This is a genomic window from Paracoccus albus (genome assembly GCF_027913035.1).
Lineage (GTDB): Bacteria > Pseudomonadota > Alphaproteobacteria > Rhodobacterales > Rhodobacteraceae > Paracoccus > Paracoccus albus.
The window spans coordinates 2,682,271-2,698,088 of the sequence record NZ_CP115775.1 but is presented as its reverse complement, the minus strand read 5'-3'; the positions used below and the strand labels follow the sequence as shown (position 1 = coordinate 2,698,088).

The window sequence follows — 15,818 nt, the reverse complement described above, 5'->3', positions numbered from 1 at the left end:
CTGAATGTTGGCCTTGTTCAACTGTCTGTCGGTGACGATCCGGCAGACAATCTTCCGGTTACGCAATCGCTGATCGCAGAGGCGGTCGGGAAAGGTGCGGCCTTCGTGCTGACGCCTGAATGCACGAATCTGCTGTCGTCCGACCGTGAGTGGCAGGCTTCAATGCTGCGGACCGAGGCTGACGATCCGACATTGAAGGCTTTGCGGCGGCAGGCGGCTGATCTGTCTGTCTGGCTGCTGATCGGCTCTCTTGCCCTGAAGTCGGACGACCCGGCAGAGAGCAGGTTTGTAAATCGCAGCTTTCTTGTTGGCCCGGCGGGGCAGATCGCGGCCCGTTATGACAAGATTCACATGTTTGACGTTACGATCTCGGAAACTGAGTCCTACCGAGAGTCCTCTGCCTATCGTCCGGGTCAGAAGGCAGTGATGGCGCAAGGCCCGGTGCCTCTGGGGATGAGCGTGTGTTACGATCTGCGCTTCCCCCATCTTTATCGGGCGCTCGCGCAGGCAGGTGCCGCCGTGCTGAGCATCCCGGCGGCGTTCAATGACACGACGGGCGCCGCGCATTGGCATGTCCTGTTGCGTGCCCGCGCGATAGAGACAGGCAGCTTTGTTCTGGCCCCTGCGCAATGCGGCGAACATGTCATGACCAACGGCAAGAAGGGCAAGCGTCCTCGTCGCAGCTATGGCCACAGTCTTGTCGTTTCGCCTTGGGGTGAAGTGATAGCTGATGCAGGGGAACAGCCGGGTATAACGAATGTGCAACTTGACTTGAAAGAGGTTAACAAGGCACGGTCCCGCATCCCGGCGATATGCGCCAATCAACCCTTCGATGCACCGTGACCGATCTGACTGCACCACCAGAAGATTCAAGCCGCGCTTCGGTCGCGGCCAGCCTCTTTTCCGAGGTGCTGATGGTCGAACAACTCGCCCGCGCCATGATCGGGCGCAGCTTGCCCGGTGGCATGCAGATCTCGCATTTTTCGGTTCTGAACCTGCTGGCGCATCTTTCTGAAGAGCGCACACCGGCGCAGCTGGCCGAGGCATTCCATGTCACGCGCGGCGCCATGTCCAACACGCTCGCCCGGCTGGAATGGGCCGGGCACATTCACATCCGCCCGGATTGGGACGATGCGAGGCGCAAATTCGTTTCGATCAGTCCCGCGGGCAGGGTGGCGCGCGACAACGCACTGGCGGCGATCTCTCCGGCGATGTCAGATGTCGTCAGCGATATCGGGGCCGAGCGTATCAGGGCGGCGCTTCCTGTCCTGCGTGCGCTGCGCGAAAGGCTGGAGGAAGATTAGCCGAGCCGCGCAGCCAGCCGCAGCGCATGGCTGGGATCAGTGGCTGCGTTGGGCATCACCGGATCATAGGCCGCGCGGATCAGCCGGGCGATTTCTTCCGACGCGCAGACCTCTTGGGCGAATGTCAGAAGTGACCTGACGGCCTGCGTTTCCGCCAGAACACCCGGATGGCTTTCGGCGACCGGCCCGTGAAGGCGCAGGAACGACAGGCAGGCGCGGATGGCGCCGTCGGCGTCAAAACGGAATATCTGATAATGCGTGCTGTCCTGCCCCGCCAGTCGTGACGCCAGATCAGGCTGTCCGGTCAATTTGTCGAGATCGGGTATTCCAGACAGTTCCTCCCAATCGCGGCAGAAAAAAAGCATAAGGTTCGAACCCATTTCCGGGTCTGTGTCGGTGACCGGGTGGCCTGCGTGGCTATATGCCGCGCGGATCGCGGCACTGAATACCGACAGGCTTTCATCCGCCAAGCCGAAGATGACCGGGGCGACGGGCCTTGCCCATCTGGCACACAGGTAGTGGCCGTCTCTGGTGAACAGCCGGGCGATTTCTTCCTGTGTCAGGGTCATGGCGGGCTCCGTTTCTTTAGGCCGGTCGTGAAAAGCGTGGACAGGCTGCTTCGTCAATAGGCAAAGCGCCCGCAAGCCGTTCCAATAGCTTGTCTGGCGCTGCCGCTTGTTCCTTGCGATGGCTGGGCTATAAGGGGCGGCACGCAGAAGGCAGGACCGTATGAGCAACGAGAGCGACAGTTTCATCGACGAAGTCACGGAAGAGGTTCGGCGCGACAGGCTGTTCGCATTGTTCCGGCGCTTCGGCTGGATCGCGATTGCGGTCATCCTCGCGATCGTTATCGGGACGGCATGGCGGGAATATTCGCGGGCTCAGGCGCGCTCGGCCGCGCAGGGCTGGGGTGATTCCGTTTTGGCTGCACAGGACTCTGATGATCCGGTCGCCGCCCTGGCCGCACTTGATGCTGGCGGCGATGGCGACCGCGCTGCACTTGGCGACATGCTGGCAGCCGGTGCCGCGATGGAAGCAGATGATACAGCCGCCGCCGCGACACATCTTGAAGCGGCGGTGACAGAGGCCGAGGATCGTGTGATGCGGGATCTGGCGCGGTTCAAGGCCGTTCTGGCGCAGGGCGACAGCATGGACCCAGCCGCACGTGACGCCGCCCTGTCAGAGCTTTCGACACCCGGCGCGCCGTTCAGATTGCTGGCGCTGGAGCAGAAGGCAATCGCTTTGGTCGAGGCGGATCGCTCGGATGATGCGCTGACGCTGATCCGGGAAATTCAGGCCGAGGACGGCGTCAGTCAGGGGCTGAATGCGAGGCTGACCGAAATGATGATTGCACTTGGCGCGCGGCCCGGTGAAAATCCTGCCTTGCCCGACGGTGCCGATCCGGCTGATGATGCGGACGAACAAATGATAGAGCCCGCCGCAACTGCCGTCGAATGACACGAGGTCTTCCATGTCGCTGAAATCCATATTTTCGCCTGCCTGTCTGACATTGATGGCCGTTGGCTTTCTTGCCGGCTGTGTCGAGCGCGAGGTTCGCCTTCCCGGCACGCGGCTGGACCCGCGTGCGGTCGGCTCTCCCGACGGGCCTGCCGTGGTCGAACCGGCTGTGACGACGACGGCGCTGTCGCTGCCGGGCGTGCGTGCGAACTCGGAATGGACGCATCGGGGCAGCGGCCCGACGCATTACAGCGGTCATGTTTCCCTCGGCGGTTCCCTGCAACCGTTGTTTACCGCGCCGATCGGTCAACCCAGCGGCAAACGGCACCGCATTTCTGCCGATCCAATCGTTGCAGGTGGCCGGATCTTTACCCTGGACAGCCATGCCACGGTGACTGCGACGGCATTGTCAGGCGGTCGGGCGTGGTCTCGTGATCTGACACCTGCCGGCGAAAATCCGAATAGCGGTTCCGGTGGCGGCGTCGCCTATGGAGGCGGGCGCGTCTTTGTCAGCACTGGCTACGGCGAGCTGCTGGGACTGGATGCGGCATCCGGGCAGATCGTCTGGCGTCAGCGGGTCGGAGTCCCGGTGGGCGGTGCGCCAACGGTTCAGAATGGTGTCGTGTATGTCACCAATCGCAGCGCGACGGGTTTTGCCGTTCGCGCATCGGATGGCAAGCTGCTGTGGCAGGTTGCAGGGATTCCCCAGCCGACCGGCGTGACGGGTGTGGCTGCGCCTGCGGTCGACGGTGATCTGGTGATCTTCCCGTTCTCATCCGGGCAGTTGCTGGCCGTGGACCGTGAAACCGGCATCGAACGGTGGTCGGCGCAGGTTGCGGGCAACCGTCCGGGCCGTGCAGTGGCCTATATCCGCGACATGACGGGTGAGCCTGTGATTGCCGGGAATCGCGTCTACGCAGGTACATCATCCGGCAGGATGGTCGCGGTGGACCGCGATACCGGTGTTCAGATTTGGACGGCGCGCGAAGGTGCGGCATCGCCGGTCTTGCCGGTGGGAAATGCGGTGTTTGCGGTGAATGATCAGAATCAGCTGGTCCGGCTTGATGCCGAAACCGGTGGATTGGTGTGGGCGCGGAACCTGCCCTGGTATCAGGAAAGCAACGTCAAGCGTCAGGACCGGATCTATGCGCAATACGGCCCGATTCTGGCCAGCGGCAGGTTGCTGGTGGCATCGGCAGACGGTGTGATCCGCGTATTCGATCCTTCCTCTGGCGCGGTGATCGGGCAGGTGGCGATTCCGGGTGGTGCTGCGACCGCGCCGGTTGTGGCTGGCGGCACGCTGTATGTCGCCGGGCGCGACGGTAACCTCTACGCCTACAGATGAGCTTTACTCTTGCCATTGTAGGGCGGCCGAATGTCGGCAAATCGACCCTCTTCAACCGGCTGGTCGGCAAAAAGCTTGCGCTTGTGGATGACCAGCCGGGGGTGACGCGCGACCTGCGCGAAGGGCAGGGGCGTCTGGGCGATCTGCGCTTTATCGTCGTTGACTCGGCCGGTCTGGAAATGGCCGAGGATGAAAGCCTTCAGGGCAGGATGCGCCGCCTGACCGAACGTGCTGTGGACGAAGCCGATGTCGCCCTGTTCGTCATCGATGCGCGTGCGGGCGTCACAGCGGCGGACGAATATTTTGCCGACATCCTGCGCAAGCGTGCGAAGCATGTGATTCTGGCCGCGAACAAAGCTGAAGGCCGCGCCGGAGAAGCTGGTGCAATGGAAGCTTATGGGTTGGGTCTGGGCGAACCCCTTCGCATTTCTGCTGAGCATGGCGAGGGGATGGAGGACATTTATGCGGCCCTCAAACCCCTAGCGGCAGAGCTGACGGCGCAGAATGCCGTTTACGAACCGGCAGTCGATGTGGACCTGCCCGAAGATGCCGAGTTTGACGAGGACGCGCCGCTGGATTGGATGCCGTCCGAGGCGCGGCCACTTCAGCTTGCGGTGATCGGACGCCCGAATGCGGGCAAGTCCACCCTCATCAACAAGATCATGGGCGAGGACCGGCTGCTGACCGGGCCAGAGGCCGGAGTCACGCGGGATGCGATCTCTGTAAGGACAGAGTTCATGGGCACGCCCATGCGGATTTTCGACACTGCCGGGATGCGTAAGCGTGGCCGGGTGACGGACAAGCTGGAAAAGCTGTCGGTCGCGGACGGGCTGCGCGCGGTCCGCTTTGCCGAGGTCGTGATCGTGTTGCTGGACGTCGCAATCCCGTTCGAGCAGCAGGATTTGCGGATCGCTGACCTGGCAGAAACAGAAGGCCGGGCCGTTGTTGTCGCCGCGAACAAATGGGATCTGGAAGAGGACAAGCCCGAAAAGCTGAAGGAGTTGCGCGAAAGCTTCGAACGCTTGTTGCCGCAGCTTAAGGGTGCGCCGCTGGTGACTGTGTCGGCGCGCACGGGCAAGGGGCTGGACCGTCTGCACAACGCGATCATGAAAGCCTATGAGGTCTGGAACCGCCGTGTCTCTACCTCAAAGCTGAACCGCTGGCTGGAAGCTATGACAGAGGCCCATCCGCCACCCGCACCGGGCGGGCGCCGCATTCGCCTTCGCTATATGACGCAGGTCAAGACGCGGCCGCCGGCCTTTGTTGTGAAGGCGACGCATACCGATAAGATACCGGACAGCTATCATCGTTATCTCATTAATGGCCTGCGAATGGATTTCGACATGCCCGGCACGCCGATCAGGATCTTCTTCCGCGATCAGGGCAATGTGAACCCGTATCGCCATAAGGCGCAGAAGATCAATCAGTCTGGCGCATTGTCCAAGCACAAGAATCGGCAGAAACCAAAGGGTGCCTAGGTCGTCACGCGCACCAGCAGAAATGTCAGTGCCGCGATTGCCAGCACTGCAATGACGGAAATAACCGGGGCTGCGTTGATCATCGCAGCAGCCAGTGCCAGGAAGGCGAACATGATGGTGATCGTGTAAAAGGCGTTGCCCGGCATCCGCATCTGAATCGCCGTCGCGGCAGGACATGTCAGCACCGCGCCGACAAGCGACGCCATTTCCGGGCTGAGCGGTGTCACATCGTCGATAAAAGAGGCGAATGCCGTGAATGTCAGCACCGTAGCCCAGCCCGTGAAAACCCCGATGAATGGTTCCTTGCCCAAGCGTCCATCCGACCATTGCCGGTTGGAAACCGCGATCAGCGCCACCAGCATGGTCACACAAAGCAGAAATCCGACCAGTGGTACCGCCATCGCAACCCACGGCCAGATCGCGCCGGCCAGCAATGCCCACACCAAAAGCCCGATGTCGGCTGCTGGCAATGATCTGTCACCAGCAAAGCGCCGGGGTATCAGGAAAATGAAATAGCTCACCGACAGCCATACGCAGGTTGCGATCACCCAGGTGGCCTGATCTTGCGGCTGCAGGAAAACTGCTGCGATCAGGTTTGGATGCATCTCGATGACAGTACCGTCAAACAACCGACGAAACCGGTCAGTTTGATCAGGCGTGAACGCGACCATAACCGTGCTGATCACGAAAACGGCCGCGGATAGACCCATTAACCAAGTTGCTGCACGCCTCATGAAGGGCAAACGCGCGAAACGATCCAGAGTTGCGGTCTGCCCATCAACGGCCATGAAAGATCACCCAAGCGAGCCGTCAGCGCGCAACGTCGTCTTACCGCCAAGATAAGGGTGAAGAACTTCTGGCAGCTTGACCGATCCATCCGCTTGCTGGCCATTCTCCAGCACAGCAATCAGAGTGCGGCCAACGGCGAGGCCGGAGCCATTCAGCGTATGGACGAATTCAGGCTTCCCACCGCCAGACGGACGGAAACGGGCGTTCATGCGGCGGGCCTGAAAATCCCCGCAATAGCTGACGCTGCTGATCTCTCGATAGGTGTTCTGACCCGGAAGCCACACCTCCAGATCGTGAGTGATGCGCGCCGAAAAGCCGGTATCCCCTGTGCAAAGCAGCATAGTGCGATAGGGAAGGCACAGCCCCTGCAGAACCGCCTCTGCCTGTGCGGTCATCCGCTCATGCTCGGGCAGTCCGCCGTCGGGATCGGTGATGGAAACCATCTCGACCTTCTCGAACTGGTGCTGACGCAGCATCCCTGCCGTGTCACGACCCGCGCTGCCGGCCTCGGACCTGAAACATTGCGAATGGGCGACCATGCGGCGGGGCAGGCTTTCGCCATCTAGGATCTCGTCATTGACGGTATTGGTCAGCGTCACCTCCGACGTCGGGATCAGCCACCAGCCTTCGCGTGTTTCATAGCTGTCCTCGCCGAATTTCGGCAGTTGTCCCGTGCCTTCCATCATTGCGGGCAGCACAAGCAGGGGCGTCATCGTTTCGGTCAGGCCATGCTGATCGACATGCAGGTCGACCATATATTGGGCAAGCGCGCGATGGATGCGCGCCACCCCGCCCTGCAGCATAACGAAGCGCGATCCGGCCAGCTTTGCCGCTGTCGCGAAATCCATGCCGGGTTTTACCCCGCCGATCTCGAAATGCTCGACCGGTGTAAAGTCGAATTGGCGCGGTTCGCCCCAACGTCTGATCTCTACATTCTCGCTTTCATCTGCGCCGTCCGGAACCGTGTCCAGTGGCAGGTTGGGAACGGCCAGCAAAAGCTCTCGCAGCTTGGCGTCCAGTTCGCCCGCTTCGGTCTGCATTTTTGCGACCTGCGCCTTGGTTTCGCCGACCAATGCGCGAAGCCGTTCGAACTCTGCCTCGTCACCCTTGGCTTTCGCGGCACCGACCTGCTTGCTGGCCCGGTTCTGTTCGGCCTGCGCGTCTTCGGCTGCCTTGATCGTGGCGCGTCTTTTTTCGTCAAGCGACAGGATTTCCGCCGACACAGCGTCGGCACCGCGGCGTTTCAGCGCGGCGTCGAACGCGTCCGGGTTTTCGCGGATGGCACGGATATCATGCATTGGTGGTACCTGTCTTGCTTTATGCCCCAGCGTGTTAGCGGAAGCGATGGCATATGGGAATATCTGCTGTGATCAGCGGGCGGCACTATGGTCCTGTTTCATCAAGCTGTTAAGCTGAGCCAAGAAGCGGTTCGCATCGCCATAGCCTTCGATACGGCCGATTTCCTGCCCGTTGCGCAGCAAGATGAAGGTCGGGGTTTGGCGCGGAGCACTGGCAAGCGCCAGCCCGTTTGGCCAGGGTCCTTGAATGTTCACGCTCAACAACGGTGCGGCCCGACCGACATTGCTTTCGGCATAGCCCGGCCCGATTTCCGATTGCCAGCGGGCAAAATCGCCGCATGAGGTGTCGTGTGCGACCAGTAGCTGCAGGTTTGAGGCCGCAGCCCTGACCGGGTTGATGACCAAAAGGCACAGAAAGAGGTTTGCAAGAAGCGGGCGCATGCGCGCAGCATATCCGCATTGATCCGCCCGGCAAACCGGCCCGCGCACAAGAATGGTTGAATTTGTCGTTCACGATGCCGATTGTGCAACCCACTGGGCGAAGTAAACGCCCGAATTGGCGCCTCAGGGAGGCGGGGTCTCAGCTAGGTTAAGGACAGATGAAAGAGGAACCGACCATGTTCGATCTGCCCGATGATGCCGTTTTATATGCGGCACTGAGTTCTCGTGATCCTGCTTACGAAGGCCGCGCCTATGTCGGCGTGACCTCAACTGGTATTTTCTGCCGTCTCACCTGTCCCGCACGCAAGCCGCGACCAGAGAATTGTCGCTGGTTCGCAACCGCGCGCGAGGCAGAGGCCGACGGATTCCGCCCCTGCAAACGCTGCCACCCGGCAGGCGCTACAGCAGAGGGGGACAAGGCCGTCGTCGCGCTTCGCAGCGCGATAGAGGCGGATCCGGGTCGGCGTTGGACCGAACTCGATATTGAGAAGATGGGCTACGACCCTTCAACCATCCGAAGGGCTTTCCGCCGTCACTTCGGCATGACCTTCCTGCAAATGGCCCGGAATATCCGTTTGCGGCAGGGCGCAAGGCGCGTTGCTGACGGTGATGCCGTGATAGACGCGCAACTGGATGCCGGTTTTGATTCTGCATCGGGTTTTCGTCAGGCGTTTGCCAAGCTGTTTGGCCATCCGCCCGCCGCGATGCGGGCGGAGCAGGGATTGGTCGCCGACTGGATTGATACGCCGCTTGGCGGGATGATTGCGATCTCTGACGATCAGGCCCTGCATTTGCTGGAGTTTACAGACCGCAAAGCGCTGAAATCGCAAATCAATCGCGTATCGAAGGATATGAAAGGCAAGATAGGGCTTGGGCAGTCAGATATCACCGGCATGACCGCGCAGCAAATTGCAGAATTCTTTGCAGGTGATCGTTCCCGCTTTGATTTGCCGCTTGCCCCGCATGGTACCGCTTTTCAACGCGATGTATGGGATGCCCTGTGTCAGATTCCAGCTGGTCAGACCCGCAGCTACAGCGAGGTTGCGCAGGCAATCGGCAAGCCAAACGCCACCCGCGCGGTTGCCCGCGCCAATGCGACAAACGGCATTGCGATCATTATTCCCTGCCACCGTGTTATCGGCGCCGATGGAACGCTGACCGGATATGCGGGCGGTCTGTGGAGGAAAGAGAAGCTTATCGCCGCAGAACGCAGATATGCAGGTGAGCCATGAGCTTCAGATCATTGCACGAACGCGGCAATCCGCTGGTTCTGTTCAACATTTGGGACGCGGGTTCGGCGCGTGCCGTGGCGGATGCCGGGGCTGTGGCATTGGCGACGGGCAGCGCGTCCGTGGCCGGATCGCTAGGCTATCCCGATGGGCAGGCGTTTCCCTTCGCGCAATTGTTAAATGTTGTCGAACGAATCCGCGCGGTATCGGACCTGCCGCTGAGCGTCGACTTTGAGGCAGGCTATGCCGATGATGTGGCCAGCGTCGCGGCCAATGCCGCGCGGCTTGAAGCACTTGGCGTTGCCGGGATCAATATCGAGGATGGCATTCCCCCCGGCTCTGGCATGCGCCCGAGCGCAGAGCAGGCGGGCTTCATCGCTGCTATCCGCGAACGGACCTCTTTGTTCATTAACGCGCGAACGGATCTGTTCCTGCAAGACGATGCCGATGAACATAAGGCGCTTGTTGCCGAGGCGGTCGAACGCGGGCACGCATACGCTGCCAGCGGGGCTGATGGCTTTTTCGTGCCGGGGCTGACACAGCCCGAGCTGATTCGAACGATCTGCGACGAATCATCCTTGCCCGTGAACATCATGAAGTCGCCTTCTGCCCCTTCACTGGCCAAGCTGGCCTCGCTGGGCGTCGCCCGGGTCAGCTTTGGCCCCTTTCCGTGGCGCGATGCCATGCAGGGGCTGGGCGATGCCTATCGCGAGCAGTGCGGCGGATAATGTTCAACAGGGCTTGACCTTGTGGGGGTAAGCCAGTATTCACCCGCGAACAGAATTTCGGGCGCTGCCTCGCGGCGCCTTTTCACATTGGGATAGCGTCGTCAGCTTCGGCCGTCCCGCGATAGTTAAACGAGGATAACACCATGTCGCGCGTCTGCGAACTGACCGGCAAGGGCCCGATGAGCGGGAACAATGTCAGCCATGCCAACAACAAGACCCGTCGCCGGTTCCTGCCGAACCTGAACGATGTCACCCTGACCTCGGAGAAGACCGGTCGCAGCTACTCGCTGCGGATTTCGGCTGCTGCTCTGCGCTCGGTCGATCATCGTGGTGGTCTGGATGCATTCCTGGCGAAAGCCAAGGATGCCGAGCTGTCTGGCCGTGCGCTGAAGATCAAGAAAGAAATCGCGGAAGCCGGCGATACCGCCGCTAACCTGCGCGCCTGATCTTACTGAACAATGATTTGATGGGCCCCGTCGGTTCGGCCGGCGGGGCCTGCGCTGTTTTGTCTCTGGCGATGTGCCTCCCGAGCCGCTAAGGAAGCACCCATGAGTGCCTGCTTTCGCGCCGTCCTGATTGCCCTGTTGCTTCTGACCTCGCAGGGGTTGGCAGCTGCGCGCGGGCAGGCACATATTGCAGGGGAGCTTATCCTTTGCGCCGGGGGCGAGGTCGTTACCCTCACAGTTGATCAGAACGGCCGCCCTGTCGAGCGGGTGACGATCTGCCCCGATATGGCGCTGAATCTGATGTCGGCGGTTGCGGTCGCAACGCCTGTCGCGCCGGTTCGCGACAAGCTTCATCAACTACCGAAACCCATAGCTGCTCTGCACGGGACGGGATGTGATGCGCCAACCGCCCAGGCGCGCGATCCGCCAACTGTCTGGTTTTCCTGAACCAAAATCTACCTCACATATAGGAAACCAGAAATGAAATATCTGATTCTCGCGGCTGCTGCCGCCTTCACCCTGCCGGCCACCGCCTTTGCCCAAGATCACGTGATTGAGGTTACCGACGGTTTCGTCCGCAGTTCGAACCCGAAATCTGCCGCCGCTTTCATGACGATCCAGAATGACAGCGCGGAGGTTTGCACATTGGCCGCTGTTGAGACACCGGCGGCCGCAAAGGCCGAACTGCACACCAGCAAAGAAAATGCGGAGGGAATGATGGAAATGCTGCCGATTGAGGGTGGCATTGCAATTCCTGCGCAGGGTTCGCATACCCTTGCCCGTGGTGGCGACCATGTGATGCTTATGGGTGTGACCGAACCCTTGCAGCAAGGCGATGAGACGCCGGTAACGCTGGATTTCGGCGAATGCGGCAAGGTTGAGCTTCTGCTGCCGGTCGACAACGAACGCATGGGCACCGCCGCACCCGAGACGCATGCGGAAAAGACCGATGCAGCGCAAATGTCGCACTGACCGCTTTCTGTGCAGCCGTCCCGGCAGTCATTTGCCTGCCGGGACGTTTAAACCGCACTGTGACCGCACCGTTCATCTCAAACGCTTGCCCGTCATTTCTGCGCCGATGACCCTGAGGTGTTTAGGGTTGATGCAATAACCGACGGTTTCCGGGAAGGCGATGGTTATCTCGTGCAGATATGCGCAGTACAAATTTCGCCAAAGGGTGCAACCTGCCATTGAACTTCATCCAGCCGCGACCTGTTCTAGACGGAGGATGTGCGCGCCAATGCCGGGGCCGCGCTGCCCGGATAGAGTAAGCCGAACAGGAGGCGTCAATTTTTCTGCGGCTCGGCATGTCCAATTCACTCCTCAGCCGTCTGTGGCAACGGCGTTTAGCGGCTTAGGTTTGCCGCGTCTCTATAAGGTCGCGCGCCAGCCCATACAGTTCGAAATCCTGTCGGTTCGCCGCCAGCAAGCGAGCACGCACGGTCGGGGGCAGCTTCGACAATAATGCCTCGGCCCTCAGATCGACTGGTTCGGTTGATACGTCGGTCGCGTTGTGGTGGCAGTTTTCGGGAATGCGTAGCCTGATCCCAAAACCCGCGGCGATTTTGGCAAAGCGATGAATATCTCCGTCGAAAAATTCCGTGCGGCCCAACATCTCTACGTTCGAGAGATTTCGTTTGGCAGTAACCAGATCATAGTTGAGAAGGTCGTTTCGGACATCGACAATTGCCTGCCGTCCGTAAACGCCAGCCAGATAGCGGGTTTGCGGATTGGATATTTGGGTCAGTTCAGTCGGGTGAGAAAAACTCTCTTCTATCCAGCCCGCGAAGCCGTGCTTTGTCGCAAGTCGGGCCGTCAATGTCCCGTCACCAGAGCCGCGCTTATAGCGGTAGATCGACCCAAGCCGCAGGATCGGGTGACGCAGAAACATGGCTGCGACGACGCGAAAGTTGGTGCTGCTCGGTTGCGGTAACAGCGCCTGATGCGTGGAAAATGCGATGGCATCCTTCCGGCGCTCTATGATCTGGTCCAGCTGATCCTGGTTGATGGTGAAGAAAGGATATGGGCCATCAAACCGCTCGTGCTTGGCGCCGAAGCTGGCATCCAGAACATTCTCAAAGGAGGTGCCGGAGTTTTTGTAGATATGATAGTGGACAAGGACGTGTCTCATTTCGGTTTGGGCAGGCTTGGTTTGGGGCGCGTGTCACGATAGCTGTGTGGTCGCCACTCCCCCCAGCGGGCTTCGTAGATCTTTCGGTTCTTTTCGAAGAGCGCGGTTTTCTCAGGTTCGGGCATCGCGTCGAAGGTTGCCGAAAGGTCGTGGTGAACAAAGGCATCTTCGGCCAATGCCGGGATCAGCCCTGAGGCGCGAAAATGTGCGCAATGATCGTCGTCTTCGAACATCCCGAGCCCGTAATCGGTCGAAAGCCCGCCAAGGCGTTCAAGATCGGCTTTTCGGAACATCGCGCAGAAATATGCCGCGACGTTTATTTCGGTCCACAGACCGCGATAGCCGGTGACGATCTCTCGGGCGCAGCACGCCATCTCTGAAATATTGTTGTATTCGACGACGATCCGGGCCTCATTACCGATGTTGTTGGTCAACGGACCAACGATTCCGATCCGGGCATTGCGTTGCAGGTGCCGGACCATCGCCGCGATTGCGCCGGGGGCGATATATGTATCGTTGTTCAGTAGCAGGACATATTCACCCTTGGCCGCCTTAATTCCGACGTTGTTACCCGCGGCAAAACCAAGATTCTCCCCATTCTCGATCAGTTGAATGCCCGGGTGCCGTGCTGCCTCTTGTCTTATTTTAGCGAGTTCACAAGGCGAAGATCCGTTGTCTACGATCAGAATTTCAAGGTTGGGATATGTGTCACCCTTTCCCGTCAGAGACTGAATGCAGTTCAGCGTAAGATCGGCAGACCCGAAAGACAGGATGACCACCGAAACCAGTGCTGCGTCCTCGATTTCTTCCAGAAAATCTGTTGCACGGTGCCCCCAGGTATTGCGATTTGCATAGGCGACGAGATCGGCCCGCAAGGCTGCGTCGCTACCTGCCACTGCGGCATTTCGTATTCCCTTCGCAAATTCCTCCGGCTCAGACGCGGTGGTAACCAAGTCACCTGCGCGCGCGAGTTCTGGCAGCGCCGTCGCAACCGTGGGACGCTGCATGGCCGAATATTCGTAGAACTTGACCGGGTCGCAAGCCTTGATGATCGGTAAAAGGCGGAAAGGGATGATCAGCACGTCCATAGCCTTCAGGAATCCCGGCACCTCATCATAGGGGATCTCGCCATACATGCTTATATTGGGGGCGTCGGCCAGGCGGGCCGGCTCGGGCGCCGTAACGGCACCACAAAGATGAAAATCGAAATCCGGGTTTGCTTTGGCTACCGCCGCGATCAGTTCCGCGTCGAACCACTCTGCAATCGCACCGACATAGCCGACGCGGATGGTGTCGCCGCGCAACTTGCCGTTAAGAAAGGAAGGGATTGGAAGTGTATCGTCCCGGTGCATGAAGTGGTCGATATCGGCACCATTTCGTATCAGTTTGACAGGCCGGTTTTCCGAGTACTTGTCGAATAGATATTGCGATGAAACGATCATCCGGTCGGCATGTTCGGCCATATCGGCCTCCAGCTTCAGCAAAGCCTCGTCCGTATTCGAGAAGCCAGAGATATCGTCCATGCAATCGAAGGTGATCTGGAACTGGGGCGACAGGTGTCGCACGAAATTCCACCAGTAAGGATGCTCAACAACGATATGGGCATATTGGCTGCTGCCGATTGCATCCGCCGCGTCATAAAAATGATCGACCCATGCGCGAATGCTGGCGGGCGAAACTGTCCCGCAATAGGGGGTGACGCCATGCATCCCGCGCGCGGGCAGGCGCAAGACAAATACGTTTTGAGCAACTTCGCGGGCCGAACCGCTTCCGGATACGGTTTCCATTTCGACATAAAAGACCCTGTGACCGGCCCGGCCGAATGCCGTCGCCAGATGTTGAGGGCGCTGGATGCGGAAATCCCAGTTGATGATGGACATGATGAAGATATCCGGCTTGTTGCCGGCAGCGGCTGGAACCGCGCCGTAGCCGTGCGTTGCTGACGCGATGCTGTGCGAGGGAGCGTAGGCAAGATAACCGGGAATGCTGCCGGGATAGGGCAGGCTGCGTTTTATCCAGTCAAAAGCGCGCGGCGGCAAAAGGAGACGCAGTAACCGCCCCCCGTGGCGGTGCAGGTGTCGATAGATTGGCTTTAGAACAGTGTGACGTTCCCGGTTTAAAAGCGTTGTCAGATGTGTGACGAGCTTATTGTTGCGATCAAGTTCCGCCTTCATGTGATCGAGTTGAACCTTAGCCTCGCGAATATCCTGACCTCCGTCCCCGACGGACTGCTGTAGCTGCGCCAGTCTCTCATTTGCGGCGTCACGTTGTGCTTCCAATTCGGCGACCACCAAATTGCGTTCCGCCGTTGTGTCGCGAACCTGGTTCTGCAGCGAGAGCGCATCCTGTCGACACTGGGCTGCGTACGCGCCCAATTGGGTTAATTTGGTTTGCAAAAAGGTTTCGACACCGCGCGCAGTCCTCGACGCAGTCTCAAAGCGACGCATGAATGGTAGCAACTCCTCCGCTTCGGGAACGGTGCAGTTCTTCGAGTGGAGTTTCAGTAGCTCAAAAAGGTCGCCTGCAAGAGCCGCAATTTCCGGATCATCGGCGATCAACTCTCCTGAATATCCCAGGATGCTGCGATCGAACTGCATGGCAGCGCCTTCCACAGCGCTATATGAAAAGTCCGATTCTGAAAGCGACGCAATCCGGCGCAAAGTCGCGGGAACATCCTTTGTCCAATCGGGAAAGAGAACCAATGCCCGCTTCATCCCGTCGCTGTTGTTGATCGCCGCAAGGTTGTGCGCAATCCAGCAAAGGTAAGCATGATCAGCGCTTAGGCCGTCACGCTTTGCCAAAGAGGCCGCGACCTCGGCGGGGTGGCGCAGGGTAATGACTGTGGTCATTTCGCCATGCTCTTCCAGGAATTTCCGCCACTCTTTCAGCAACATGCACATTCTGGGGTCTTTGAATACAAGACGCTCGCAGTCACCGAAGCTCTGTCGCATTGCGGCACCCATCTGTTCGGCGGTGGGTCCAGTAGCGACCTCGCCGATCCGTGCCCAAACAGCACCGTCTTGACCAAGAACCTCGTCGTTCAGTTCTACGACCGCCCTAGGCTCAAAATGTCCGTAGGCATTGTCTGCAGACGGACCAGAGCGGTCGCTTGGGAGCGCGAACCCAAGATCCCTCATGCAACTGGCGAGAAAGGACGTGCCGCTTCTGTGC

General features: G+C 59.7%; 16 protein-coding genes. 10 read left to right on the top strand and 6 right to left on the bottom strand.

Annotated features, from left to right (window positions below; genetic code table 11):
• The gene (locus PAF20_RS13600) at nt 1–843 is read left to right on the top strand and encodes a carbon-nitrogen hydrolase family protein (RefSeq protein ID WP_271073332.1); all 843 of its coding nucleotides are present in this window, start codon (nt 1–3) and stop codon (nt 841–843) included.
• 71 nt (nt 844–914) lie between these two features.
• Nucleotides 915–1,304 (top strand): MarR family winged helix-turn-helix transcriptional regulator, encoded by a 390-nt coding sequence (locus tag PAF20_RS13595; protein ID WP_271073331.1) that lies wholly within the window; start codon nt 915–917, stop codon nt 1,302–1,304.
• On the opposite strand, the gene PAF20_RS13590 is transcribed toward PAF20_RS13595, so the two are convergent.
• Nucleotides 1,301–1,873, bottom strand: coding sequence for a hypothetical protein (locus PAF20_RS13590; RefSeq protein ID WP_271071141.1), 573 nt, complete (start codon nt 1,871–1,873; stop codon nt 1,301–1,303). The two genes, PAF20_RS13595 and PAF20_RS13590, sit on opposite strands and share 4 nt — an antisense overlap.
• Before the next feature lie 160 nt (nt 1,874–2,033).
• Here PAF20_RS13590 and PAF20_RS13585 point away from each other — a divergent pair, with 160 nt between their 5' ends.
• The 3 genes from PAF20_RS13585 to der are packed head-to-tail and all read left to right on the top strand — an operon-like array spanning nt 2,034 to nt 5,585.
• Nucleotides 2,034–2,762 (top strand): tetratricopeptide repeat protein, encoded by a 729-nt coding sequence (locus tag PAF20_RS13585; RefSeq protein ID WP_271071140.1) that lies wholly within the window; start codon nt 2,034–2,036, stop codon nt 2,760–2,762.
• Between the two features lie 13 nt (nt 2,763–2,775).
• Nucleotides 2,776–4,107, top strand: coding sequence for an outer membrane protein assembly factor BamB family protein (locus tag PAF20_RS13580; protein WP_271071139.1), 1,332 nt, complete (start codon nt 2,776–2,778; stop codon nt 4,105–4,107).
• Nucleotides 4,104–5,585, top strand: coding sequence for a ribosome biogenesis GTPase Der (gene der / locus PAF20_RS13575; protein ID WP_271071138.1), 1,482 nt, complete (start codon nt 4,104–4,106; stop codon nt 5,583–5,585). The genes PAF20_RS13580 and der overlap by 4 nt, the downstream gene beginning before the upstream one ends.
• On the opposite strand, the gene PAF20_RS13570 is transcribed toward der, so the two are convergent.
• The 3 genes from PAF20_RS13570 to PAF20_RS13560 form a co-directional block, all read right to left on the bottom strand.
• Entirely contained in the window at nt 5,582–6,214 is a 633-nt protein-coding gene (locus PAF20_RS13570; protein ID WP_271071137.1) for a hypothetical protein, read from the bottom strand. The genes der and PAF20_RS13570 overlap by 4 nt on opposite strands.
• Before the next feature lie 165 nt (nt 6,215–6,379).
• Entirely contained in the window at nt 6,380–7,672 is a 1,293-nt protein-coding gene (serS, locus tag PAF20_RS13565) for a serine--tRNA ligase (protein ID WP_271071136.1), read from the bottom strand.
• Between the two features lie 72 nt (nt 7,673–7,744).
• Nucleotides 7,745–8,113, bottom strand: a complete 369-nt coding sequence (locus PAF20_RS13560) for a thioredoxin family protein (RefSeq protein WP_271071135.1) — start codon at nt 8,111–8,113, stop codon at nt 7,745–7,747.
• Nucleotides 8,114–8,289: 176 nt separating this feature from the next.
• Between PAF20_RS13560 and PAF20_RS13555 the strand changes: the two genes are divergently transcribed.
• The 5 genes from PAF20_RS13555 to PAF20_RS13535 all read left to right on the top strand — a co-directional run bounded on the left by PAF20_RS13555 (nt 8,290) and on the right by PAF20_RS13535 (nt 11,488).
• Entirely contained in the window at nt 8,290–9,345 is a 1,056-nt protein-coding gene (locus PAF20_RS13555; RefSeq protein ID WP_271071134.1) for a bifunctional transcriptional activator/DNA repair enzyme AdaA, read from the top strand.
• Nucleotides 9,342–10,070: an isocitrate lyase/PEP mutase family protein gene (locus PAF20_RS13550; RefSeq protein ID WP_271071133.1), complete on the top strand. Its 729-nt coding sequence runs from the start codon at nt 9,342–9,344 to the stop codon at nt 10,068–10,070. The genes PAF20_RS13555 and PAF20_RS13550 overlap by 4 nt, the downstream gene beginning before the upstream one ends.
• Nucleotides 10,071–10,213: 143 nt before the next feature.
• Nucleotides 10,214–10,516, top strand: a complete 303-nt coding sequence (rpmB, locus tag PAF20_RS13545; protein ID WP_271071132.1) for a 50S ribosomal protein L28 — start codon at nt 10,214–10,216, stop codon at nt 10,514–10,516.
• A 102-nt stretch (nt 10,517–10,618) separates the two neighbouring features.
• Nucleotides 10,619–10,963: a hypothetical protein gene (locus tag PAF20_RS13540; protein ID WP_271071131.1), complete on the top strand. Its 345-nt coding sequence runs from the start codon at nt 10,619–10,621 to the stop codon at nt 10,961–10,963.
• 33 nt (nt 10,964–10,996) lie between these two features.
• Complete coding sequence (locus PAF20_RS13535; RefSeq protein WP_271071130.1) at nt 10,997–11,488, top strand: copper chaperone PCu(A)C; 492 nt, start codon at nt 10,997–10,999, stop codon at nt 11,486–11,488.
• A gap of 382 nt (nt 11,489–11,870) precedes the next feature.
• Here the strand turns inward: PAF20_RS13535 and PAF20_RS13530 are convergent, their stop codons facing one another.
• Nucleotides 11,871–12,647: a sulfotransferase family 2 domain-containing protein gene (locus PAF20_RS13530; RefSeq protein ID WP_271071129.1), complete on the bottom strand. Its 777-nt coding sequence runs from the start codon at nt 12,645–12,647 to the stop codon at nt 11,871–11,873.
• Entirely contained in the window at nt 12,644–15,541 is a 2,898-nt protein-coding gene (locus PAF20_RS13525; RefSeq protein ID WP_271071128.1) for a glycosyltransferase, read from the bottom strand. Before PAF20_RS13525 ends, PAF20_RS13530 begins: the two co-directional genes overlap by 4 nt.
• Between the last annotated feature and the right edge of the window lie 277 nt (nt 15,542–15,818).